The following is a 22,212-nucleotide window of genomic DNA, read 5'->3' on the forward strand; positions in this document are numbered from 1 at the left end:
CGTCAGCACGGCCGGAAACCGGTCGCCACGGGGCGTGTCGGGTCGGCACTCCAGTCGCTCCAGGAACCCACGTACAGCCCCGACGGGATACCGGCTCGTTCGAGGGCCAGGACCTGCTGGGAGGCGCGGACACCGGATCCGCAGTACGTGGCCACCTCGGGAGCCGTCTCGGCACCCAGCGAAGCGAAGCGGTCACGCAGCGCCGAAGCGGTCAGGAACCGGCCCTTCTCGTCGACATTCTGCGCCGCGGGTGCGCTGACGGCGCCCGGGATGTGCCCGCCCATGGCGTCGTACGGCTCGAAGTCACCCCGGTACCGCTCCGGTGCGCGGGCGTCCAGGAGCAGACCGGCGCGGGCCACCACGGCCGCCTGGTCCGCGTCCAGCACCCTCATCGCGCCGGGACGGACGATGAAGTCGCCCGGACCCCAGGCCGGCTCGGGCTCGGGTACGACGAGGTGTCCGGCCACGCTCCAGTTGAGCATGCCGCCGTCGAGCACCCGCACGTTGCCGTGTCCCGCCCAGCGCAGCATCCACCAGGCGCGCGCCGCCGCGATCATCGCCGCGTTCCCTGCGTCGTACACCACGACGGGGCGATCCATCGAGACGCCTGCGCGGCGCATTGTCTCCTCGAAACCACACGGCGACGGAAGCGGATGCCGGCCGCCCAGTCCAGCCGGACCGGCCAGTTCGGTCTCGAGGTCGACCACGTAGGCCCCGGGGATGTGACCCCTGGAATTGCCGGGCGGGTCCTCACGGACCCAGCGCACCTCCACCAGCGTCGGCGGAGCTGGTCCCCGGAGCTCCTCCGAGAGCTCCAATACATCGATCACAGGGTCCATGAATTCCACGGTAGTTTCACCATCACTAGGGCGCAAGGTTCGCTCAATTGAGCCGGAACAGTGATTCGCGTGAGCGGTGCGAAGTTGCGGCCACGATGCAGTCACCTTTCATTCACCGGTGTCCGGGGCTCACGGCTCTTCCTGTCGAGCGCACCTCGGACCGCGTCACGCGATTTCACGCCCAGCTTGGTCAATGTATGGGCCACGTGGTGTTCGACGGTGCGCGGTGAAAGGAAGAGCGCCTGGGCGATCTCCTTGTTGCTGGCGCCGCGCGCCAAGAGCTGGGCGACCTCGTGCTCGCGGGGGGAGAGGGCGTCCCCGTAGCCGGGGCGCCCGCGTGCCGAAGGCCGGCTCAGTCCCAGGGCCCGCAGCCGCTCCTGGCAGCGGGCGGCGTCGAAGGCGGCGCCGAGCCGTGCGTACAGATCGGCCGCCGCGGTGAGCCCGGAAGCCGCTCGGCCGGGATCCGTCCCGGTCAGCACGTGTGCGGTGGACTCGACGGCGCCCGCCTCCTCGTACGGCCGGCCGATGGACCGGTAGATCGCGGCGGCCTGGTCGAAGTGCTCGGCGGCCGCGGCCGGATCGGCTTCACGCCGGAGGATTCCCCGGCACAGGTGCAGCTCGGCCACGGCCGCGGGTGCGTCCCGCCCCGCCAGTCCCCGTTCCATCTCGTCGGTCAGTTCGACGGCCTCGCGATGACGGCCGCACGTGACAGCGGCCTCCACCGATACGGGCAGCAGGTTGACCGCCCACACCCAGGCCTGTTTCTGTCGTACGACATGCCGAGCCGAAGCGGTCACCGACCACGCGGCCTCGGCGTCACCGTCGGTGAGTCTGGCCCGGGCCAGTCCCGTCAACGTGATGCACATGTAGACACCGCCACGCTTGCTCCAGCTCTCCGCCACGGAGGTGAATTCCTCCGTGGCCCTGGCCAGCTGTCCACGCGCAGCCGCCAGTCGGCCGCAGACCAGAGCCCGCTGCGTTTCCAGGAAAGGCATGTCCGGAAATTCCGTGCGCAGCGCCGAATATTTCTCTTCGAGGCCCGCCCATTCTCCGGCCAGGTAGGCGTGTACCAAAAGGGTGCTGCGGGAGTAGCAGTCGAGAAGCAGGCTCCCCACCCGCCGAGCGAGTCTCCCGCAGTCCCCGAGCAGCGCTGCGGCCCGCTCGTCGTGCCCCACCAGCAGCGCCCCCTCGGCAGCGTTGTACAGGGCCCGGGCCGTCTGCCGGACGACCTCCAGGTCGTCGTCATCCCGGGGCAGCGCGTCCAGGCGCTGCCATACCTCCGGGTCACCCAGGTACGCATCCAGGGAGATCCTGCTCGCGTGCACCGCCGCCCGGGCGCCTCGGCTCCCGCTCACCGCCATGATCCGCTCGGCCCGCTCCAGCCAGGCCAGGGCCTCGGCGACGGGCTCGTCCCCCTCGCGCACGGCCAGCGCCGCCATGGCGCGGGCCGCCAGCTCCGGCCGCTGCTGCTCCAGCTCCGTGACGGCCTGCTCCACCTCGTGGAGGCCGTAGGGGTCGGTGGCCTGGTTGTACATGAGCAGGCCCAGATTCAGGCGGATCTCGCCGCGCGTGGCAGGGTGCAGCTGGGGGTCGGCCACTATCTGCCGCAACGCCGTCACCGTCGCCGCGTAGTCGACGCTGTTGACCGCGATACGGCTGAGATCCAGGGCCGCGCGCGAGCGGAGCTGGGGGTCCAGGCTCCGTTCGGCGAGCATCTCCCGCAGTATGCCGGCTGCCGTGCCTTCGTCACCGAGGGCAATGGCCTGGTCCGAAGCCGCGTGCGCCTGCTCGAGCCAGGCCTGGCGGTCGCCGAGCGCCCGTGTGTGGTGCGCGATCTCGACCAGCGGGGGAATGTTCTGCGCCCAGAGCGCCTTGATGGCCCTTCGGTGCAGCTCCAGCCGGCGCGGGCCCACCGTCCCCCGGTAGACCGCCTGCTGGTCCAACGCGTGCCGGAAGCCGTAGAGCGTGGGGGAGGACTCGATCAGCACCGCCGACCGCAGGCTCTCCAGCAGTCCCTGTGTTCCCTTCTCGGGATCCAGGTCGGCCACCTCGGCGAGCAGAGCCTCCGGGGCCGGCACCGCCAGCACGGCCGCGGCCTGGACCACCGCCATCCCGGCTTCCGAGAGCCCCGCGACGCGCTCCGACACGGCCTCCCGCAGCCCGCGCGGCACCTCCGAACTCTCCAGCCCGGCCACATCGTCGTCGTCGCTCGGTGCGCCGTTGAACAGGGCGCTGGACCGCCCACGCTCGTACAGCGTGATGAGATCCTCCTCGGCGACCAACGGCAACCCGGCGCTGCGTTCGAAGAGCACACGGACCAGACGAGGCGTGGCCCGTGGACCGAGTGCCGCGGTGGCCATCTGCTGCATGTCGCTCTCGGTGAGCGGCTTCAGCTGGATCTCCGCCCCACTGATCCCGGGAGGCCGCCGGTAGGCCGTCCCCAGGACGGGTACACCCCGGCGGCGCTTGTCCCGCCGGTAGGTGAGCACCAGGGCCAGTCCGTTCGGCGGGTCACGGGCGAGCATCAGAAGGAGGTCGCGGGTGGCCTCGTCCGCCCACTGCAGGTCTTCCACCATCAGCGTCACGGGGCCGGCGGCCTCCAGGAGCGCACGTACCGCCTGCATGCACCAGACCCGCTCGGTGCGAGGGTCCGCCGCGCCGGCACTCGGCATGGGCAGGTGCCCTGTCAGCTCGGGCAGGAGGGGCAGCAGCTCACCGGTGACCGGGTTCAGCTCGTCCGGCGGGGGCAGCCAGTCGCCGGTGCGTCGCAGTGCGTCCAGGACCGGTCCGAAGGGAAACGGGGCACGCAGAGGGTGGCACGCCGTCATCAGGGTCCGACTCCCCCGGGCGGCCTCGGCCGCTGCCGTCTCCCGCAGCAGTCGGGACTTCCCGATCCCCGCCTCGCCCTCGACCATGATCACGGCGGGCCTGCGGCGCAGCGCGCCGCCGAGGATCTCCAACTCGGGGCCTCGTCCCACGAAGAGGAATCCACTGCCAGGAACAGCAGCTTCGTCACTGAGAGGCCACATCATGGCGCCCTGCCGTTCTCGCCGCCTCGCGGTAGCTCGGACCAACGCAACGCTTCGCCGGATCCCGGCGGAGCCACTCCACGCTATCTCCGCTCGCGAGCCCGGGCAAAGCAACCGCCGAGGGTCCGGTCTAGCATGGAACGAGGGTTCGCAACCCACGAGCTGACGCGAGTGAGGCCTGCCCATGACCCTGGATGAGCGCGGAGTTCTCCCGTCCATCACCGCCTTTCCCCTGGTGGGACGCCAATCGGAGCTGGAGACACTCCTCAGTGCAGTACGGCGCAGACCGTCCGTGGTCTTCGTCGAGGGCGAATCGGGAATCGGAAAGTCGCGCCTCCTGGCCGAAGCCACGGCGCGGGCGTCCCAGGAAGGCATGACCGTCCTGTGGGGCGTCTGTCATCCCCTGCGGGAGCCGATGCCCTATGGCCCCGTTCTCGAAGCGCTGCGCGGCATACGAGCCGGGCTGACAGCCGAGGTCGGGCCCTCCGCGGGCGTGCTGAGGGGATGGCTGCCGGAACTCGCGGACGTACTGCCACCGGTCGCGCCGGAGGCGGCGCAGAGCAGACCTGACGGCTACCGCATGGTGCAGGGAGTGCGCGCCGTGCTGCAGGCCGTGGCATCGGCTGTGCTCGTGGTCGAGGACCTCCAGTGGGCCGATGAGGGCACCCGCGAGCTGCTGCTCACCCTCGCTCGGGATCTCCCGGCGGACACGGCGCTCGTCGCCACCTATCGTCTGGAAGATCTGCCGGAGGGCACGCCGATCCTCGGGGCGCCCTATCAGCGGCCTCCCGGTGTATCGGGCGCCGAGATCTCGCTCCGGCCGCTGAGCGAGACGGATGTGTGCAGCCTTGCGGAAGCCGCCCTGGGAACAGGGGCCTGTCGCCGCCTGGGACGAGTGCTGCACGAGCGCAGCAGCGGTTTGCCCCTCCTCGTCGAGGAGGACCTGATCACCCTGGGGCACAGGGGGCAGCGCAGCGGGCCCGCGACGGTCGGTTCCGACGGCGACTGGTCCCTGGCCCTGGAGCAGGCGGAGATCCCGCGCGGTCTGCGCGACGCGGTGCTGGAGCGGGTCGGGGGCCTGGGCGCGCCGGGGGTCGCCCTGGTGGAGGCGGCCGCCGTACTGGCGGTCCCGTCCTCGTGCTCACTGCTGCGGGAGGTGGCCGGTCTGGAGGCCGAAGAGGCCGAAGCGGGCCTGGTGGACGCGCTGCACGCCAGTGTCCTGCGCGAAAGCGGCCCGGATCTGTACGGGTTCCGGCACGCACTGGCCCAGCAGGTGGTCTACGCCGATCTGCTGGGGCCGCAGCGCAACCATCTGCACCGGCGGGCCGTCCAGGCGCTGTGGTCCCAGCCGGTCCCCCCGCTGGTACAGATCGCTCACCACACCGGGGCGACGGGAGACCGGACCGCGTGGCTGCACCAGGCGCAGGCGGCGGCGGACCAGGCCATCGGGCGGGGGGACGACGGCACTGCCGCCGGCATCCTCCACGAGATGTTCGCCGAGCCCCGTCTGGAGGCCCGCCTGCGGTCGTGGGCCGCGCTGAGCCTCAGCCGGATCGCCTACAACCGGATCGAGTACAGCTCCACGGTGGCGACGTTGCGCAAGATCCTCGCCGATCCCCAGCTCCCCCCCGTCACCCGTGGCGAGATCCGTCTGAACCTCGGTCTCATCCTGCGCAATCAGGGCCTCGACATGTCGGGCCACCAGGAGATCGAGAAGGCGATCCCGGAGCTGGAGGCGGAGCGCCCCGAACTCGCCGCGCGTGGCATGGCGGCCCTGGCCATGGTGGAGGACGACCGTCCGATGACCGAGGCGCTGCGGTGGATGGACCGTGCCGAGCGGACCGTCGCCCGCAGCACGGACGAGGCCGCCCGCGCGGCGATCCGCACGAACCGGCTCACCGTCATGGCGGACATCGCCGACGGCAGGGTGTGGGCGCTGCTGGACGCCCTGCCCCGTCACGCCGAGGACCCCGAGATCCTCCGGCAGACCAGCCGGGCGCTGTTCAACTGCGGTATGTACGGGCTACGGCTCGGACACGATCAACGGGCGGTCGCGCTGCTGAAAGAGGGCGCGCAGATGGCCAATCTCGCGGACAGCCCGTTCCTGGACTGCCTCACCCGGCTCTACCTGCTGGTCGCCGAGTGGCTCGCGGGCCGGTGGGAGGCCCTGGACGAGCGCTTCGCGTCGCTGGTCGCGGAGTTCCCCGACATGCCTCAGGCCCAGGCTCTGGAGGCGTACGTCGACGGGGGCATCATGGCGGCCCGAGGCAGGCTCGCGCAGGCGTGGGACGCCTACACGTCCGTCGTCTCGGCCTGGAAGAAGGGCCACGAGGTGCTGTGGCTCTACCTCGGAGCGGCGGGCGGCGCCCGGGTCCGGCTGGCCCAGGGCGACCCGCGGGCAGCATGGTCCGCGGTCGGACCCGCCCTGGAAGTCCTGCGCCGCGGCGGCCGCTGGACCTGGGGCACCGGGCTGGTGCCCGCGGCTGTCGAGGCGGCGGTGGCACTGGGCCGGCGGGCCGAGGCCGAGGCGCTCACCGCGGAGGCCGAACAGGGCCTCGTCGGCCGCGACGCACCCGCCGCCACCGCGGAACTGCACGTGTGCCGCGGCCTGCTGGCGCTCGACGTCGAACCCCTGCTGGCACAGGAGGAGTTCGGCTTCACCGCGGCCCTGTACGAACACATCGGCCGCCCCTACCTGATGACCCGGGCCGCGGAACGTGCCGCCGTCGCCCTGATCACCGTCGATCCCGAGGAGGCCGGCCGGGAACTGATGAGCGCGGCCGAGAGGTACACCCGGCTCACCGCCACGTCGGACGCCGCACGCTGCCAGCAGGCTCTGCGGTCGCTCGGGCTCGCCCAGCCCTCGTCCCGGGGGCGGCGGGGATACGGTGGGCAACTCTCCCCGCGTGAACGCGAGGTCGCCCAGCTTCTCGCCGGCGGGGCCGGCAACCGTGACATCGCGCAGGCGTTGTTCCTGTCGCCGCGCACCGTCGAACACCATGTGGCCAGTGTCCTCAGGAAGCTGGGCATCACCGATCGCAAGGCCGTGCGGTCGGTCCTGGCCGGCTACGACGCGTGACACCGGGCGTCAGCGGCGGCGGCTCTTCGTCTTCGGCGTCTTCGTCTTCGCCCGTTGTCCGGACGGAGCGAAGGTGCGTACCTGGCAGCCGCGCATGCTCAGCCGCGCGGACAGGTCCTGGGCCTCGGCCGCGCAGGTGGACAGCGCGTCCATGGCCGGGATGAAGATGACCTTGTAGACGCCGCTCTGCGCATGCCGGACGAGGCGGGTCAGCTCCGGCCGGGGGGTGCCCGACGGGCATCCGTTGTCCACGTAGAAGACGAGTTCGGGCAGTCCCAGCTTGTTGGCCCAGCGACGTATTCTCCGGCGGTCGATGTTGGGCCGGTACTGGTCCTGGGGGTAGTAACGCAGGTAGACGGCGGCGATTCGGCCGTTCCGTGCTGTGGTCGATTTCATTTCCGGCTCTCCTCGCTGGTCGGGTGCGGCAAGCGGTGCCGACGTGTCATGGGCTGGCTGCGGAATCGTCGGGATCGGTGTGTCCGGCCTCCCCGGGCCGTCTGCCGGCGGAGCCGTGCGTCACCGGTCGGCCGGAGTCCTGCCGGTCAGGGAGATTTCGGCCGCGCTCGTCCACGGCCCCCGCGAGCCCGCTTCGCTGAGGGCGACCAGCCGCACGTAGCGCCCGGTCTTGGCGCCGAAGACGGTGAAGTGCTCCGCGGTGGAGTCGGCGAACGTGCCCCTGGCCACCGGCTTGCCCCATGCGCCGGGCGAGGCGGAGACGTAGATCTTGTAGTCGCCGATCGTGCCGTTGGTCCCGCCGTCCTGGCGCGGCAGGTAGGCGAGGCCCTCCAGCACGTACGTGGCGCCCAGGTCGATCCGGATCTCGTGTGGCAGATCGTCCGAGGAGTAGTACCAGGCGGTGTGCCAGAAGGTGTTCGGATCACCGTCGAAGGCGTTGGCCGCCCGGCCGGACTCGCCGTACAGCTCCTCGCTGTCGGCGTACAGCAGGGACCAGTTCCCTTTGGGGATGGGGAGCAACGGTCCGGGTGTCCCCGGTGCGGGGGACACCGGCGAGGCGGGGGAGGAGGCAGCGGGCCGGGCGGACGGGGGCGGGTCCGTGTGACGCGGGGTCCCGGGAGCAGTGCTGTCCGGGGGCTCCGGGTGCGGTGGCGAGGGTACCGGGTCCGGACCAGGGGGCCGTGGGGCCCGGGGGAGAAGCAGCGGGGCGGGGCTCGCGGCCTGCACGCCCGGCGGCAGTGGCATCTCGCCGTTGGCCATGGCGAGGGGGAGCGGCGATGCCGTGGGGTCGTCCGCCGCGTCTGTGCGGGTGGTGCGGCGGGGTAGGTCCGGGGTGACGGTGACATCGGAGGGGCGGCTGGAGGTGAGGAGCACACCGCAGGTGAGGATCGCGGTCGTGAGGAGTCCGGCGACCCCGGCCGCCGCCGCGCGGGACGTCGTGGCCGGCGCTTTCCGGGGTCCGGGTACGGAGGGGCGGGATTCCCCGAGTGCCCCGGCGCCGGCGTCGGGATCGTCGGGGTGGGTGCCCGGGCGGCCGTCCTGGTCGGCACGGTCGCCCCGCGGCAGGTCGTCGGCTCCCTCCGGCACCGCGATACCGGGCGTCGTCGCCTCCTGGCCGCGCGAGGAAGTGCAGGCCGGACCCCACAGCGACAGCCCGGCGGGAAGCGCCGACCCCAGCCGCTCGTTGATGCCGGTCAGCTCGGCCTGCGCGGTCGCGCAGGGGGAGCACTCGGCGATGTGCCGTTCGAACGCCTTGCTGCGGCGGGCCCCGCTGCGCCGCACCGTGGCGGCCAGCAGACCGGCGTAGGGCCGGCAGATCTCGTTGTCCATGCGGGCCAGGTGCGCTTGCAGGTACGCCTCGCGCAGGCCCTCGCGCGCCCGCTGGGCCAGGGAGGAGACCCCGGAGGGCGTGATCCCGAGCATGATTCCCACGGCGTCGGCCGGCTCGCGTTCGACCTCCGTGTGCCACAGGACGAGTTGCCAGCGCTCGGGCAGGGACTGGAACGCGCGGATGACCAGGGAACGGTCCTCGGATTCGAGCATGGCCTGTTCCACATCGCTGCCGGGCGCCGACAGGTGTTCGGCCCAGGCGTGGAAGTCCTGCGACAACTGCACGCGGCGGCTGGTGGACATCCACTGGGCGGCCGTGTGCCGGACGACGCTCAGCAGGTAGGGCCGCCATGCGGCGTCGGGCCCGGTTCCGGCCCGGACGGCCCGGAGCGTCTGGGTGAACGACTCGGCCGCCAGGTCCTCGGCCGTGTGGGGGTCGCGGCAGCAGGTGCGTGCGTACGCCAGCACCGCCCCCTGGTGGCGGCGGTACATCTCGGCGAACGCCTCGTCGGCGGCCCGGTGAGCGGCCTTCGTACGGGGCAGGCGCAGGCCCCTGGCCTTGCGGCCCACGGCCTTCAGGTCGACGCCCTTGTGTTCGCCTGCCTGCTGATCGATGAGGGAGTGCAGTCCGGCGGAGATGCCGGCCCTGATCGCACGCCCGAGCTCGGCATCGGACGCGGACTCCCAGTGCTGCGCGGAGCCTTGCTTAGGAACCATGGAACGCCCTCGTGGTCCTCGCGGAGACAGGTGGGCCGTCGGGCCGGTCGGCCGTGACGGGGTCAATGTCCGGGAGGCAGGTGCAGGGTCCGCACCCGCCGGCGCATCAGTACGGGGTCGGGGCGCGGCTCCAGGCGGATGCCGAGCTTCTCGCACGCCACGACGTGACGGGACGTGGTGTGGATGAGGGTGCCGCGCTGGTTCATGACGCTGAGGACTTCGCAACGGTGCGAGGTGGCGGCGGACGACACGCGTCCCACCATCCCCGTGTCCAGGGTCACCATGTGACCCACCCAGGTCTGCCACGCGGGATCGTTCTGGTGTCTCACAGGCCGGGCCTCTCTGCACAGGTTGCCGGCACGGCTCGTGACGGGCCGGGAAAGAGCGGGGGCACTTCGACGATGTCGCAGCCGGACGCACCCCGGATGCGTGCCATGAGTTCCGCGTCCGCCGAACAGACGGAGGGCACGCACCGGCCGGACAGCAGGATCACCTGGTAGTCCCCGGCCTCGACGGCCCGTACCAACCGCTCCAGTTCCGGAAGCGCTCCCTCGGAACAGCAGCCGTCGTCGGCGTAGACGTCGGGCGGTCTCAGGCCGTGCCGGCGGGCGTAGTCACGGAGGGCGAAACGGTGCAGGTCCCATCCCCACCAGCGGGACGGAGAGCAGCACAGGTACGCGCCGACGCCGATGTCGCTGGGAGTGGTGTCATCGAGCTGCATGATCTCCTCCTGGATCACCGGGATGACCTGCGGTGCGGCGCCGTCGGCGCGGCATCTCCAGACAAGCCCCGGCGGTGAGGGCGTAACAATGCGGGACGGACCGACAGGAAATCGCCGGGCGGCGGTGCCGGTCTCTGGGTAGCGGTAGGGGGCGGGGACCGAAACGGCGCGGGGCTGCCCCGCCGCCGTGGGCGCTGTCCGTCGAACGTTGCATCGCCGGCATGTCACCGTCGGGCGCTGGCCGCGACGAACGCCTCGAACAGACGGCTGTCCTGCGGGTCGGCGTCCGGCCGCCACTGCACTCCGAGGACGCACCGGCGGTCGGGCAGCTCTATGGCCTCGACCAGTTCGTCCTGGCTCCAGGCGGCGGGAAGCAGTCCGGCTCCCAGCCGAGCCACCCCTTGATGGTGGAAGCACCGCACGGGCGTAGCGCTGCTGAGGATCTTGCTCAGCAGACTCCACTTCCCGACGCGCACCATGTGATGGGCGGAGAACCCCTGCTCCGGCCGATGACGGCTGCCCAACCGGTCGGGCAGATGCTGCAGGAGCGTGCCACCGAAGGTGATGTTGAGCAGGTGCATGCCCCGGGACACGCCGAGTACCGGCAGGTCCCGCATCAGGGCCTCGCGCAGGAGGGCGAACTCCCAGGCGTCCTGGGCGCGGTCCGGGCACCCGGTCATCGGGTGGGCCTCGGCGCCGTAGCGCAGTGGGTCCACATCGGGGCCCGCGGGGATCAGCAGGCCGTCGATGGCGTCGAGCGCGGACCACGCGCTGTGCCCCCAGGGCTGAAGCAGGGCCGCTGCTGCCCCGGCACGCGCGAGACCGTCGAGGTACGGCCGCAGGGCCACCGACGCCGCCGGCCGTTCCCTGCGGTCCACGCTCCTGTCGGGGTAGCCGCTCACCCCGATCACGGGACGGGAGTGTTCCGTGGCCCAGGGCCAGGCGGCGTGAGCCGTGCCGGCGCGCTGCCCCGGCAGGGGCGTACCGGGGGCGGGCCACGGTGGTCGCGGGCTCAGGACTTCGGCTGTCCAGCTCATTTTCCCTCCTCGGCGCGGCTTCCCGGGGCCGACCGGTCTGGTGGGCCAAGCCCGGCCGGCGGGTCGTATCCGGTGCCGGTCCACGACCGGGCATGTGCCTTGGCCTGCTCATTCGTCCCGGGAGATGCGTTGTCCCGGGATTTCGTACGGCGCCGCGACACGCTTCACCAGCAAGGTCATCTCGTATCCGATGCGGCCGATGTCCGCGCCCGCGTCGCTGATCACAGCCAGCGAGCGTCCGTAGGGAACGGCGGCGAGGGAGAGGAACGCGTGCTCCGTCTCGACCATGGCGTGCAGGACGGCTCCGGCCCGGGAGAGGCGTCCCAGCTCGTCGGCCACGGTGCGCATGCCGTGTGCGGCGGAGGCCAGGTTCTCGGCATCGCCGCCCGACAGCCCGCTCGAGGCGGCGATCAACCGGGCGTCGCGGGAGATCAGGACGGCGTGGCGGATTCCCTTGACGAGGCCGACCAGCTCGTTCATGCACTGATCGAGCGGCCGCACGTCCTGCGGCTCGAACGCTGTCAACGACGATCCCCTTCCGGGACGCGGATACGCGGATTCCGCAGCGCATGACGCGCACAGGCGACCCGCTCGGCATGCCGCACCGGCTCACAGGACTCTCGTCGCGGTGATCATGAGGCGTCGGCAGCAGGTCAGCAGCCGGGCCAGGCGCCGGTACAGGTAGCCGCCGTAACCGATGCGGACGTTTCGCCGCGCCCGTCCGGCCGCCCGCAGGCTCTGCGACCGCGGGGGACTCGCGACGGCGTTCTCGCGCTGCATGACGTTTCCGCTCGAGCGGGCCGCGCCGGTGTCCCCCGGACCCGAGCCGGTCCTGCGCCGCAGCCGAGGGCCCAGGGGGGAGGCCGTGGAGCAGTGGTGCGTGCAGCGGATCGCCGGCCGGTGGACCGGGGCCGGCAGCGTGACGAGCGGTGCCGGCCGTGCCGTGCGGGCGGGGACGCGCCCTTCGTCGCACAGGGGGCAGAGGAGCAGCCGGGCGTCGCCCGGGCTGCTCGACGGGCGGAATCGGTGGGGCATGGCGGGGTCCTCCCGGGGGAGTCGTTGCTTCCCTGTCCACGGAAGATCGCGCGCGCGTCCGGAGCAATGCGGGGTCACCCCTATTTCCCTCTGCCGAGACCTAGGGGGACGGTGCGGGTGCGCGGCGGAAGCCCTGCGCGCGGCGGGGAGTGCCGCCCCGGCCCCGGCTGGGCCGCCCAGACCGGAACGTAACGTTCGGGTAACGGGGCGGGATGTGTCGGTAGGGGTTCGCTCTACAGCTCCGTCCGCGCCGGCCATGTACCGGCCGCCACGCGTGGGGGTCCGCTCGAAGCGCCGGCGTGCAGGAGCGGTGAAGCGGCCGGCGGCCGGCGACGGACACCAGGTTTCGACGGGACACCGGCCCGCAGACGGGCCGCGTCCGTCGTCGGCGGATCTGTCCGAGGCGGAGGGGAGACGCTGTGCCACCCAGCGAGCAGGAGGACCTCGCGTCCCGGTCCGACGCGGAACTGACGGCGCGGGTACGCACATCGGCGGCGGACGCCGAACTCTCCGAACTGTACAGACGTCACCGCGTGGCCGTGTCGTCCTACGCCCGCACCTGCTGCCGGGAGTGGCACACCGCCGAGGAACTCACCGCGGAGGCTTTCACGCGGACCATCCAGGCGGTACGTGGCGGACATGGCCCCGAACAGGCCTGGCGCCCTTACCTCTTGGCCGTGGTCCGGCGCGTCGCCGCCGACTGGAGCGCGACGTCGCGCCGCACCGATCTCTCCCCCGACTTCGAGAACTGGCTCACGGAAGTGCCCGGTTGCGACCCCGTCGAAACGGGCGAGGAGCGGCTGCTGCGCCTCGAGGACGGCAACCTCGTGCTGCAGGCCTTCCGTTCACTGCCGGAGCGGTGGCAAGGGGTGCTGTGGCACACGCTCGTGGAGGGCGAGAGCACGGCCGAGGTCGGCGCACTGCTGGGACTGAGCCCCAGCGGAGTCGCCTCACTGGCCGCGCGTGCCCGGGAAGGTCTCCGCGAGGCGTACCTCGCCGTGATCGCCGGATTCGGCACGGAAGGCGAGTGTCTGCACTACAGCGGTCTGCTCGCCGCAGCGGTCCGCGGCACGGGACGCCGGACGAGCAAGAGCCTCCAGCGCCACCTCGCCGGCTGCGAACGCTGCACCCGCGCGATGGCCGATCTCAGGCGGCTCAACACGCAGTTGCCCTCCGCGCTGACCGCGGGCGTGCTGCTGTGGGGCGGTGCCGCCTACGTCACCGCACGCGCGGGCGGAACCCACGCGACCGCCGCGTTGACGGCGCAGCAGGCCGTTCCGGCGACCGGCGGGCCCACCGGTCTGACGGCCAGGGCCAAGGCGGCCGGCCTCGGTGCCGGAGCCGCGGCCGCTGCGATCGCCCTCGCCGTCACCATCGGCTCGCTCCTGCCCGGGCCGGAGGACGGCAAGGGTCACGCGGCGCCGCCGCCGAGCGGCCCGTCGGCCGTCATGTCCTCGCTCGTCACATCGCCGTCCGCGTCGCCGTCGGCGTCCGCGAAGCGCCGATCGGCCTCCCCCACGCCGAAACCGGCGCCCACCAGGCCGCCCCGGGCCCGGCAACGGCCCAGCCCCCAGGCGAGTCCCGCTCCGGCACCCTCGTGGGCGCCGGAGGCCGACGCGCGCACACGCCTGCGCATCGCGCCGACGGACACCTGCATGGAGATCGCGGGCGGCACCACGGCGGAGGGAGCCCGGCCTCGCCAGGCCGCGTGTGACGGCACCCCGGCCCAGCTGTGGGACCTGGTGTCGGCCGACGCCGGGAACTACTACGGCGGGACCCGCCTGCGCAACGTCGCGAGCGGGCTCTGCCTCACCAGCTCGGGCGCGACCGAGGACGACTCCCCGGTGGAGCAGCGGCCCTGTGACCCCGACGACGGCAGTCAGGTGTGGCTGCAGTGCGACGAGTCGTCGGACGACGGCGTGAACTTCATCGACGAGACCGACGAGATGTACCTCATCCTGGACGACTGGTCGGACAGCGACGGCACGCCCGGCGACACCATCGGTACCAGCCACATGTACGTCGACGCCCCGTCATTCGGCTTCCGCATGGACGCCTGACGGGGCATGGAGGGCGGGGCCACCGGTACCGGTGGCCCCGCCCTCCGCGCGGAGTCGGGTCAGTGCCTGCGCGACTTCCGCGACTGGCCGGCCCTGGACGTACGGAAACCGCGGTGGTGTACCACCAGGAGCAGGATGCCCGTGAGTGCCGCGGCGACGCCGACCAGGCCCATGACGACGGGTGCGGAGCCGCCGCCCGTCCGGGCGAGGCCCCCGCCGCCGGAGGACCCGCTCGTGCCCGGTGCGGCAGCGGGCGGCGTGGGCCGGAAGGTCGAGCTGGTGCACTTCAGTGCGCCCTGGAACCTCTTGGAGAACCCGCCCGGCCCGGTGACCTCTATGTCGTACGCGTCACCCTCGCGCACCTTCACCAGGACGTCCGCGCTGCCTCCCGGTTTCACGACGGCCTCTTGGCCGGCGACCGTGGTGGACCACGGTTCGTCACCCGAGTTCTGCAGCGTGACGAGCACCCCGCCCTTGTCGCAGTGTTCCTCGGCATTGGCCGCCGGAATCACGTCGTGCGACCCTTCGGCCCAGTTCACGCTCACTTCGGCCGTGACGGAAACGGGAGCGGAACCGCCGAGGATGAGGGTCTGACTGGAGCCGTCCACCGCCTTGAACGCACGCCCCACGGTGGGCGGGCTCACGGCGGTCGCAGTCAGCCGCGCTCTGCCCGAGGCCGCCCCCGGCGGCACGGAGAAGTAGAGCTGGTCCCCGTTGCCGGCCGAGGTGACCGGGTGGCCCTGACCGTCGACGATCCGCACCCCGTCGGGGGAGTCGTCCAGCGTCAGTCCGATCGTGTCGGCGCTGGTGGTCACGGTGACGGGGCCGATCCTCTCGTTGCTGTTCCCGGCGAGGGTCGACGCGGACAGCTGCAGCGTGGGTTTCGGCTCGCCGGCGTCCTCGGCATGGGACGTGAGCCACTCGGTGAGCCGCGCGGCCGCCTGATCGTGCGGTACGGCATCCACCTTGTCGGAGAAGTGCCAGATGGCGGCCTGGGTCCCCGCTGCTGCCGTGTCCTCGTCCAGCGAGTCGATACCCGCGCTCTGCGCCACCTGCTCCGGGCTCAGGTTCGGGAAGGAGTGGCCGAGGATCCAACCGATCTTGCCGGCGTCCGGATTCCCCGAGAGAGTCGAGTTGCTCCAGTCGGTTTCCGTGTACGCCGCTCCGTCGACGGCTCCGTGATACAGGTCGATGCAGTACACCTGGAGTTCCTGGCCGTCGAGCGTCAGGGAACTCGTCCCGGCCGTGAGTTCGTAGCCGTCCTCGCCCTGTATCTCCACCTCGTCCGCGTGGACGAAGTCGCCCAGAGTGGCCGCTGCGCCGTTGTCGTCGGCCCGTGCGGTCCCCGTGAGCGCGGCGACGCCCCACACGGCGCCGACGGTCAGCAGCAACACCGTGCGGAAGACGCCACCGGTGCTTCGTGTACGCCCCATTCGATCCCCACCTTCTGTCCGGGCCGCTCGGCGGACGGCCGGGCTGGATGCCCCGCGGAGGGCCACTGCCGACGGCGGTGGCCGTTCCGTGTCGCTGAAGAGGGAGTAGGGGCCCTGAGGTCCTGGGGGTTTATGAGATCTTTATCTCGCAGACGGATGCACAGGTGTTCCCGGCGTCGCAGGAGGCGTGCTCGTCCCCGCCGGGGGAAGCGGATCCGGGTTCGGGGCCGCGGTGGCCGAACTGGGAGGGTGCGTGGGCGCGGGGTCGGTCGTGGAGTAGAGGGTTGCGGGCATGGGCAGGGCCCTGATGAGCAGGATGACGATCAGCAGACCCGCGGGAGCCAGCACGTCAGGCGTGGTGAGCTTCCGGGCGAAGGTGCTGATCCGCCGGGCGGCCGGTGTCGTGCCGGGCGGAACCGGGGCGCCGTCACCCCGCTCGGGGGAGACCAGAGTGGTGCCGCCCCAGGGCAGCAGGCCGTCGGCCAGGGTCCTGGCGGGGTGCTCGGTCAGGGCGAGGAGATCGCGCCGGGCCCGGCAGCAGTCGGGACAGTGAGCGATGTGTTCTTCGAGGTCGCAGCTGTGCGGCGTGCCGTCCCCGCGGGTCGCGAGGTCGATCAGAGGGACGAGGAGGCGGCAGGGGCCGTCTCCGACGCGGTCGGCGAACACGTCGAGGTACGTGCGACGGAAGTCCTCCAGAGCCCTGTCCCGGAGTACCGGCACGGAGGCCTGCCGGCCGCCGGACGGCCGGCCCCCGCACACCGTGTCGCCCGGCAGGACCACCGTGTGCCACACCGCTGCCCGTGTCGTCTCGGGAAGCCGACGGAACGCAGCGAGGAGGGCACCGTCGTGCTCCGGGACGCCCCCGCCGGACACCGGGCCCAGCGCGTGGTGCGCGGCCAGCCAGGACAGCAGGCCGCAGGACAGCCGGTCGGTGTGACCGGCCCGGGCCCATTCGACAGCGGTCCGGTGGACGAGGGTCAGCAGATGGTGCTGCCAGGGCGCCCGCTGGAACGGGACGCCCGGCTCGAGGAGGGCCTGCTCGAGGGCCTCGGCGGCGAGGACCCGGGCGAAGGTCTGGTCCGCGCACAACCGGGCGTAGGCGAGCATCGCGGGGAAGTGCCGCCGGCGCAGTTCCGCGGTGGCGGCCCTGGCATGGCCCTGCCGGGCCGCGGTGCCGGCGGCCGACGCACGCCGTACGGACAGGAGCACGGCGTCGGGCAACTCCGCCCAGGGAACGAGCCCCGGTGCCCCACCGGGCGGGTGAGGGGACGCGGAGGGGGATCGAGACCCGCCGGACCGCCTTCTCCGGGACACTGCGCCGCCTCCCTTTCGTCTGTGCCCGGACACTGCCCGCCCGGGTCGGGGGAGGCCACGGCCTCGACCGCGACCTCCTGCCATCGCCCGCCCCGTCAATAGGCGGCCGGGCCGGACACGGGCCCGTCGTCGTAACCCGACGGATATGAACCCTGGGCGGGCCCGTCGCCGTATGCGGAGGCGTAGGGGTCCTGTGCGGATCCGTCGTCGTATCCCGGCGAGTAGCCGCTCCGGTCCGAGCCGTCGGCGTACCCCGACGGGTAGTCGCCGGAGACCGAGCCGTCGCCGTAACCCGACGGGTAGTCGCTCCAGTCCGCTGCGTCGTCGTAACCCGGGGGATTGACGGCGCTGCCGTTGCTTCCACCGCCGTAGGCGGCGGAACCGTTCGCGGCCACTCCGATGGCGTCCCCGGGGCAGTCCGGAGTGTCTCCGATCGCGCTGCCTCCGCTGCCGGCCGCGCCCGCGCCGGCCGCCCCGCCGGAGCCGCCCGCTCCGCCGCCGGTCGGGGGCGCGGGGCTGGGGGACACCGTGCTGCCCGCGGCCCCGCCGGTCGTGCTGCCGCCACCCGAGCCGAGCTGGGCACCCGTGGCCTGCAGCGCGGCGGTGACCGGCTGGAAGAACGTCTCGCCCCCCGAGCTGCAATCGCCGCCGCCACCGGAGGTCAGGCCGACCGCGGCATTGCCGGAGAACAGAGCGCCGCCGCTGTCACCGTCTTCGGCGCACACGTCCGTGTCGATCAGCCCGCTGATGGACCCGCTCTCGTAGTTCGCAGTGGCGTTCAGCCCGATCACGGTGCCCCCGTGCAGGCCGGACGTCTGTCCGCTGCGCTGCACCTTCATGCCGACGGTGGCTTCGACTGCTTGGGTGATCGGCTGTGTGCTGCCGTTGTAGAGGTTCACCGCGCTGGGTGGCTGCGCCTGTACGGCGTCGTACTTCACGAGTTCGTAGTCGCTGCGTGGATAGCCACTGCTCACGACCGTGCCTTGGCCCAGCCCCGTGTCCCACGGTCCCTCACCGCAGTGGCCCGCGGTGAGGAAGGCCGGCGCACCCTGGTAGATGACGTTGAATCCGAGGGAACAGATGGCGCTGCCACTGTTGATCGAGTCACCACCGTTGCCCGCGAACTCCTTCAGCTTCCCCGCCGACCGCTTGACGGTGACGGCACCCCCCAACGCCCGGGTCGCCGCCGTAAGCTGATCCCACTTCCGCCCCACGACCGTCCTGTCCGCGGTGACCGAAACCTTGTCCGTCCTGGGGTCGACGTGCCAGGAGGTGCCCGGAATCGTCGCCGTGTCTCCCAACTTCCTCTGCACAATGTCGAGTTGAGCCGCACTGTAGGTCACCACTCTGGCTACGGCCCCGTCACGGGTGACCCTGTCCGCGGAGTCCTGGTCAGTCACGTTGACGACGACCTTGCCGCCCGAGTGCTCGTAGTACCAGCCGGCCGACTTGTCCGCTCCGAGTTGACCCACCAGCGACGCGGCGAACTGGGTGGCCACCGGGAGGCTGAACGTTCTGGGGCCCGCCGTGGAGTCCGTGTCGGCCATGGCGGCGGGGAGCGCGACGGATGCCGCGCCGACGGCGAGAGCGCCGGCCGCGACCAGGGCACCGGTTCGTCTCTTCTCTCTCTTCTCTCTTTCACGTCTGTGTCTCAACTTGCCCATCTCCAAAGGACCGGCCGTCGAGGAGCCGGCCCTGGTATCGCGGACGGCGGGCACCGTCCCACTCGTGGATGAGATAGCTGAAGGGCGCGGACAGAGATGACCGGTGCGGGCCTGAGCTGCAGACGCGACCGGGTCTGACTGGCGTGCACCCCCTGTGTCGTTCCTCGCAACGGACATCGTGGAGGAGGGGACGTGCACGAGAAGAGCCTGCTGTTTTGCGTTCCCTTTACCAGGGGGCCGGGGGAAGAGAGCCCGGCGTGGAGCGCGAAGCGGCGGCGCTGGGCGGGGAGCCGGCCTCAGGAGGTCTCGGCCTCCAGGGCGCGCCGCGTGTTGATCCCGTAGACACCCGTCGGGTCGCCCTGCACGTTGTGGCCGGCCTGGTACGACGCGACCGCTCGGGTGACGTCGCGGTCGTACACACCGTCCACGGCACCCAGCAGGTAGCACAGGCACAGGGACCGCTTGAGGCGACGTTGCAGGTCCTCCACGTCCGGGCCGCTGTCGCCCTCACGCAGCACGGGGACTCCCGGGCTCTCGTGTCGCGGGCGGCTCGTGTCGCCGGGCGTTTCGGTCGCTGCGGAGGGCGGCGCGGACACCGCGTAGTCCTTCGCCGCGCGGTACGGGGTGGGTCCGTCCCCGCTCGTCCGGTCCCCGGCGGCGGAGGAGGTGCTGCGCGGCGGCCGGCCCGGTATCTCCTCGGCCGAGGTGACCCGGGACCGCAGCGGCGGTCCGCTCGGCAGCGCGGGGGGAACGTCCGTCCCGGGCACGGGCGAGGCGGCAGGGCCGGCCGGCGCCGTGCCGCTCGGAGCGCCGCCACAGGTGTCCTCGAAGCCGTCGAGGCCGTAGACGACGAGGAGACTCGCACCGGCCAGCGCGAGGGCGGCGACGGCCGGCCCTCTGCTCCTGACCCACGGACGGCGGCGGAGGCGAAGGGGAACGTCCGGGCCGTGATCCACGACGTGATCGGGCATCGCGTCCGGCGGACCGGTGACGCTGTGCGGTGTCGCTGCGTCGTCCGGTACGGCGTGACCGGACATCGCGTCCGGCAGTTCGAAGACGGGGGGCGGTGCCGCCGCGTCGTCCGGCGGAGGTCCGCTGTCACGGTGCACGGCGTCGTCCTCTCGCCGGACCGTGCCGCTCGCCCGCGGCTCCGGCCACGGGGCGCCCGCGGCGGGGTCGGGCTCGGGGTCGTCTTCCGTGCTCAGGACGTCCGGGCCCAGCCTTTGGAGCAGGGTCTCGAAGGCTGTCCGTACCGCCTCCTGCGGGTCTAGCGCCGGGCAGAAGTGCGTGCGGTGGGGGTCGAGGACTGCACCGCACGTGGTGCACTGCTCTGTCGCCACTGGCGGTCCTCCTTCATGGAACGCCCCTGCGGACAAGGTCTCCCCGTGAGTGCGAGGGCCTCCCGGCCGGCTGTGGTCGTCGCGTCCACATCCGTCCCGGAAGGCCCTCGCCCTTCAGGCGCCGGCGAGAGCGGCATCGCCGGCTCACTGGTCACGTCACGTCTAGCCCGCAGCACTCTGCGATACGGCGGCGGTGTCGTGGTCAGGAATGCGGTCGTGCATCGGGTGCTCCTCCGGTTCGGGAAAGAAGGTGGGGCCGGTGAGGCGAGAAGTTGCGGGGCGGTGGTTCCGCCGTCGGTGTCCGGCAACCAGGTGGGCTGCGAGCGTTGCGGGTAAAAGAATTCATTCGCGAAATCCAGTCGAAAGTGTAATGGTGGTGTGCCGATGGCGTATGTTGCGATATTCGGTGCTGCTGAATCCGGTGATTCCGTCGTATGGACACGGCTTTCTACCTGGGTACTCTCAGCGTGAACCAGACCTTCTTGCCGCCTTGCACGGATTCGGCGCCCCACTTGTCGGCGAGGGCCTGCAGCAGTGCCATACCGCGGCCGTTCTCGTCGTCGTCGGCGGCCTCGCGCATGCAGGGCAGATGCTCGTCGGGGTCCCCGACCTCGACGAGGAGAGTGCCGCATCTGCGGGAGACCGTCAGGCGGAGAGTGGGGGCCGCACCGTCGTGCTCCGTGTCGCGAGCGTGCTCGACGGCGTTGCTCAGCACCTCCGAGGCGAGCAGGGCGGCGGTGTCCATCAGGGGCTCGAGACCCCAGGCGCTCAGTGTCAGCTCCAAGCGGTGGCGCAGATCGTGGACCGCAGCGGGACCGGCATTCGGAGTGGTGATCTGGAGTCGCGTGCATTCCACGCGGCTGCTGCGTGTTGCGACGTTCGTGATCATCTCCTGAGACCCTTCCGGTGTCGTGGAAGCGATATATCCGAATGTCGGGGAAAACCGGGCAAAGAAATATCCGGAGGACTACCCAGTCGCCTACGCAATCGGGCGACTGGGTAGTCGTGAGATCCCTGGAGGCCCGGGCCGCCATGACGGTGCCGACACGGTGGGCCGTGGGTTTCAGCAGACGCCGGCCTCTTCCCACTGCCCCCAGTTCGTGGGGCCTCCGGGTTCGTTGTTCCGGGTCCACCACCGGGCCTTCCACCGCCCGTGCCGGTAGGAGACGGTCTCTCCGCCGGTGTAGATCGTCGTGCTGTCCCAGGCGGGATCGGTGCAGCTGCCGGCACCGGTCGCCGCGTCGCTCGAGGTCGTGCCGGCCGACGGGGATCCCGAGGGCGGCGTACGCGGGGGGATGTCTGACGTGCTGCTGCTGGAAGGCGCCGGCCGCGAGGCGGAGGCGGACGGGGTGAAGGTCAGGGTCTGTTCGCCCGCGGTGCGTGAGCCGCCGACGGCGTTGCCGGTGGCGTTCGTCCAGTGCCGGGCGGGCGTCGTCTCGGCGAGCCGGCCGGTGTCCGAGGACATGCCGAGCACCAGGCCGCTGTAGCGGTTGACCAGCCGGAATGTCGTGGCCTGCGTGCCCTTGCCGGAGGCGCTGGGGACGATGAACCACTGCTGTCCGACAGTGGGGCCATGGGCCCCCGCGGCGTTGACGACCGGCTTCGTGCCCCACTTGCGGCCGGTGGTGGACGTGGAGTCGACGCCCAGCAGTTGGTGGGTGGAGGCGTTGGCGATGCGGAACGAGCCGTCGCCGTTGGGGGAGAAGGCCCATGACGTCAGGTCGTTCCCGGAGACGGATGCCACCGAGGTGGTGGCGGAGCCGCCGGAGACCTGGGCGAGGAGGCGGCCGGCTCCGTTGCCGATCCGGTACGGCTTGTCCGGCTCGACGGGAGCGGCGGCGGGCTCGGAGGAGTCCACGGTGATGTCCACGTACTCGCCCAAGGAGCCCTTGGAACAGCCGAACGAGCAGTAGGAGCGGAAGTTCTTGCCGATGATCATGCTGTCCGTCCTGTTCCCGCCGTCGAGGAGCCAGCGGTACCAGGAGGCGGTGGTGTAGTCGCCGGTGTCGCCGAGCAGGCGCCATTTCTGGGTGCTCAGGTCGTCGGTGACGTAGAGCTGCTGGGCTGCCTTGCCGCTCTGGTCGACGGCCTGCGGTGTGCCGATGTAGCGGCCGAGATAGGCGTCGTAGGCGATGTTCATGACGAACAGGGGTGAGGTG

17 protein-coding genes are annotated in these 22,212 nt (G+C 71.8%); 2 read left to right on the forward strand and 15 right to left on the reverse strand.

Annotated features, from left to right (window positions below; all coding sequences use genetic code 11):
• Positions 1-2: 2 nt before the first annotated feature.
• Together JK359_RS37455 and JK359_RS37460 are read right to left on the reverse strand one after the other, a co-directional pair.
• Positions 3-839 carry a sulfurtransferase gene (locus JK359_RS37455; RefSeq protein ID WP_201844102.1) on the reverse strand — a complete coding sequence of 279 codons (837 nt, stop codon included), beginning with the start codon at positions 837-839 and terminating at the stop codon, positions 3-5.
• A 101-nt stretch (positions 840-940) separates the two neighbouring features.
• Positions 941-3,817 carry a helix-turn-helix transcriptional regulator gene (locus JK359_RS37460; RefSeq protein ID WP_201844103.1) on the reverse strand — a complete coding sequence of 959 codons (2,877 nt, stop codon included), beginning with the start codon at positions 3,815-3,817 and terminating at the stop codon, positions 941-943.
• A 235-nt stretch (positions 3,818-4,052) separates the two neighbouring features.
• Between JK359_RS37460 and JK359_RS37465 the strand changes: the two genes are divergently transcribed.
• Complete coding sequence (locus JK359_RS37465) at positions 4,053-6,947, forward strand: ATP-binding protein (RefSeq protein ID WP_201844104.1); 2,895 nt, start codon at positions 4,053-4,055, stop codon at positions 6,945-6,947.
• Between the two features lie 9 nt (positions 6,948-6,956).
• On the opposite strand, the gene JK359_RS37470 is transcribed toward JK359_RS37465, so the two are convergent.
• The 7 genes from JK359_RS37470 to JK359_RS37500 form a co-directional block, all read right to left on the reverse strand.
• Entirely contained in the window at positions 6,957-7,343 is a 387-nt protein-coding gene (locus JK359_RS37470) for a recombinase family protein (protein WP_201844105.1), read from the reverse strand.
• 120 nt (positions 7,344-7,463) lie between these two features.
• Positions 7,464-9,449 (reverse strand): sigma-70 family RNA polymerase sigma factor, encoded by a 1,986-nt coding sequence (locus JK359_RS37475; protein WP_201844106.1) that lies wholly within the window; start codon positions 9,447-9,449, stop codon positions 7,464-7,466.
• A 62-nt stretch (positions 9,450-9,511) separates the two neighbouring features.
• On the reverse strand, positions 9,512-9,733 hold the full coding sequence (locus JK359_RS37480; RefSeq protein ID WP_201844107.1) for a hypothetical protein: 222 nt from the start codon (positions 9,731-9,733) through the stop codon (positions 9,512-9,514).
• Between the two features lie 41 nt (positions 9,734-9,774).
• Positions 9,775-10,170 carry a recombinase family protein gene (locus JK359_RS37485; RefSeq protein ID WP_201844108.1) on the reverse strand — a complete coding sequence of 132 codons (396 nt, stop codon included), beginning with the start codon at positions 10,168-10,170 and terminating at the stop codon, positions 9,775-9,777.
• Between the two features lie 224 nt (positions 10,171-10,394).
• Positions 10,395-11,207, reverse strand: coding sequence for a gamma-glutamyl-gamma-aminobutyrate hydrolase family protein (locus JK359_RS37490; protein WP_201844109.1), 813 nt, complete (start codon positions 11,205-11,207; stop codon positions 10,395-10,397).
• Between the two features lie 108 nt (positions 11,208-11,315).
• Positions 11,316-11,732: a roadblock/LC7 domain-containing protein gene (locus JK359_RS37495; RefSeq protein ID WP_201844110.1), complete on the reverse strand. Its 417-nt coding sequence runs from the start codon at positions 11,730-11,732 to the stop codon at positions 11,316-11,318.
• 84 nt (positions 11,733-11,816) lie between these two features.
• Positions 11,817-12,242, reverse strand: a complete 426-nt coding sequence (locus tag JK359_RS37500) for a hypothetical protein (RefSeq protein WP_201844111.1) — start codon at positions 12,240-12,242, stop codon at positions 11,817-11,819.
• A 419-nt stretch (positions 12,243-12,661) separates the two neighbouring features.
• Here JK359_RS37500 and JK359_RS37505 point away from each other — a divergent pair, with 419 nt between their 5' ends.
• Positions 12,662-14,302, forward strand: a complete 1,641-nt coding sequence (locus tag JK359_RS37505; protein WP_201844112.1) for a sigma-70 family RNA polymerase sigma factor — start codon at positions 12,662-12,664, stop codon at positions 14,300-14,302.
• A 59-nt stretch (positions 14,303-14,361) separates the two neighbouring features.
• On the opposite strand, the gene JK359_RS37510 is transcribed toward JK359_RS37505, so the two are convergent.
• The 6 genes from JK359_RS37510 to JK359_RS37535 form a co-directional block, all read right to left on the reverse strand.
• Entirely contained in the window at positions 14,362-15,735 is a 1,374-nt protein-coding gene (locus tag JK359_RS37510; RefSeq protein ID WP_201844113.1) for a Cys-Gln thioester bond-forming surface protein, read from the reverse strand.
• 141 nt (positions 15,736-15,876) lie between these two features.
• Entirely contained in the window at positions 15,877-16,956 is a 1,080-nt protein-coding gene (locus JK359_RS37515; protein ID WP_201844114.1) for an RNA polymerase sigma factor, read from the reverse strand.
• 188 nt (positions 16,957-17,144) lie between these two features.
• Positions 17,145-18,596 carry a S1 family peptidase gene (locus JK359_RS37520; protein WP_236679066.1) on the reverse strand — a complete coding sequence of 484 codons (1,452 nt, stop codon included), beginning with the start codon at positions 18,594-18,596 and terminating at the stop codon, positions 17,145-17,147.
• A 413-nt stretch (positions 18,597-19,009) separates the two neighbouring features.
• Positions 19,010-20,053 (reverse strand): peptidoglycan-binding domain-containing protein, encoded by a 1,044-nt coding sequence (locus JK359_RS40300; RefSeq protein ID WP_201844116.1) that lies wholly within the window; start codon positions 20,051-20,053, stop codon positions 19,010-19,012.
• 448 nt (positions 20,054-20,501) lie between these two features.
• The gene (locus JK359_RS37530) at positions 20,502-20,942 is read right to left on the reverse strand and encodes an ATP-binding protein (protein ID WP_269139082.1); all 441 of its coding nucleotides are present in this window, start codon (positions 20,940-20,942) and stop codon (positions 20,502-20,504) included.
• Between the two features lie 174 nt (positions 20,943-21,116).
• Positions 21,117-22,212: RICIN domain-containing protein (locus tag JK359_RS37535; protein ID WP_201844118.1), on the reverse strand; the 1,096-nt coding region annotated here is incomplete at its 5' end.

Origin of the sequence: Streptomyces actinomycinicus, from assembly GCF_016741775.1 — a bacterium.
Classification (GTDB): domain Bacteria; phylum Actinomycetota; class Actinomycetes; order Streptomycetales; family Streptomycetaceae; genus Streptomyces; species Streptomyces actinomycinicus.

What these genes read in the sequence shown, in the direction of transcription:
- JK359_RS37455 (WP_201844102.1), bottom strand. Translation starts at nt 839, where the DNA reads ATGGACCCTGTGATCGATGTATTGGAGCTCTCGGAGGAGCTCCGGGGA.
- JK359_RS37465 (WP_201844104.1), top strand. Translation starts at nt 4,053, where the DNA reads ATGACCCTGGATGAGCGCGGAGTTCTCCCGTCCATCACCGCCTTTCCC.
- JK359_RS37470 (WP_201844105.1), bottom strand. Translation starts at nt 7,343, where the DNA reads ATGAAATCGACCACAGCACGGAACGGCCGAATCGCCGCCGTCTACCTG.
- JK359_RS37475 (WP_201844106.1), bottom strand. Translation starts at nt 9,449, where the DNA reads ATGGTTCCTAAGCAAGGCTCCGCGCAGCACTGGGAGTCCGCGTCCGAT.
- JK359_RS37480 (WP_201844107.1), bottom strand. Translation starts at nt 9,733, where the DNA reads ATGGTGACCCTGGACACGGGGATGGTGGGACGCGTGTCGTCCGCCGCC.
- JK359_RS37485 (WP_201844108.1), bottom strand. Translation starts at nt 10,170, where the DNA reads ATGCAGCTCGATGACACCACTCCCAGCGACATCGGCGTCGGCGCGTAC.
- JK359_RS37490 (WP_201844109.1), bottom strand. Translation starts at nt 11,207, where the DNA reads ATGAGCTGGACAGCCGAAGTCCTGAGCCCGCGACCACCGTGGCCCGCC.
- JK359_RS37500 (WP_201844111.1), bottom strand. Translation starts at nt 12,242, where the DNA reads ATGCCCCACCGATTCCGCCCGTCGAGCAGCCCGGGCGACGCCCGGCTG.
- JK359_RS37510 (WP_201844113.1), bottom strand. Translation starts at nt 15,735, where the DNA reads ATGGGGCGTACACGAAGCACCGGTGGCGTCTTCCGCACGGTGTTGCTG.
- JK359_RS37520 (WP_236679066.1), bottom strand. Translation starts at nt 18,596, where the DNA reads ATGGCCGACACGGACTCCACGGCGGGCCCCAGAACGTTCAGCCTCCCG.
- JK359_RS37530 (WP_269139082.1), bottom strand. Translation starts at nt 20,942, where the DNA reads ATGATCACGAACGTCGCAACACGCAGCAGCCGCGTGGAATGCACGCGA.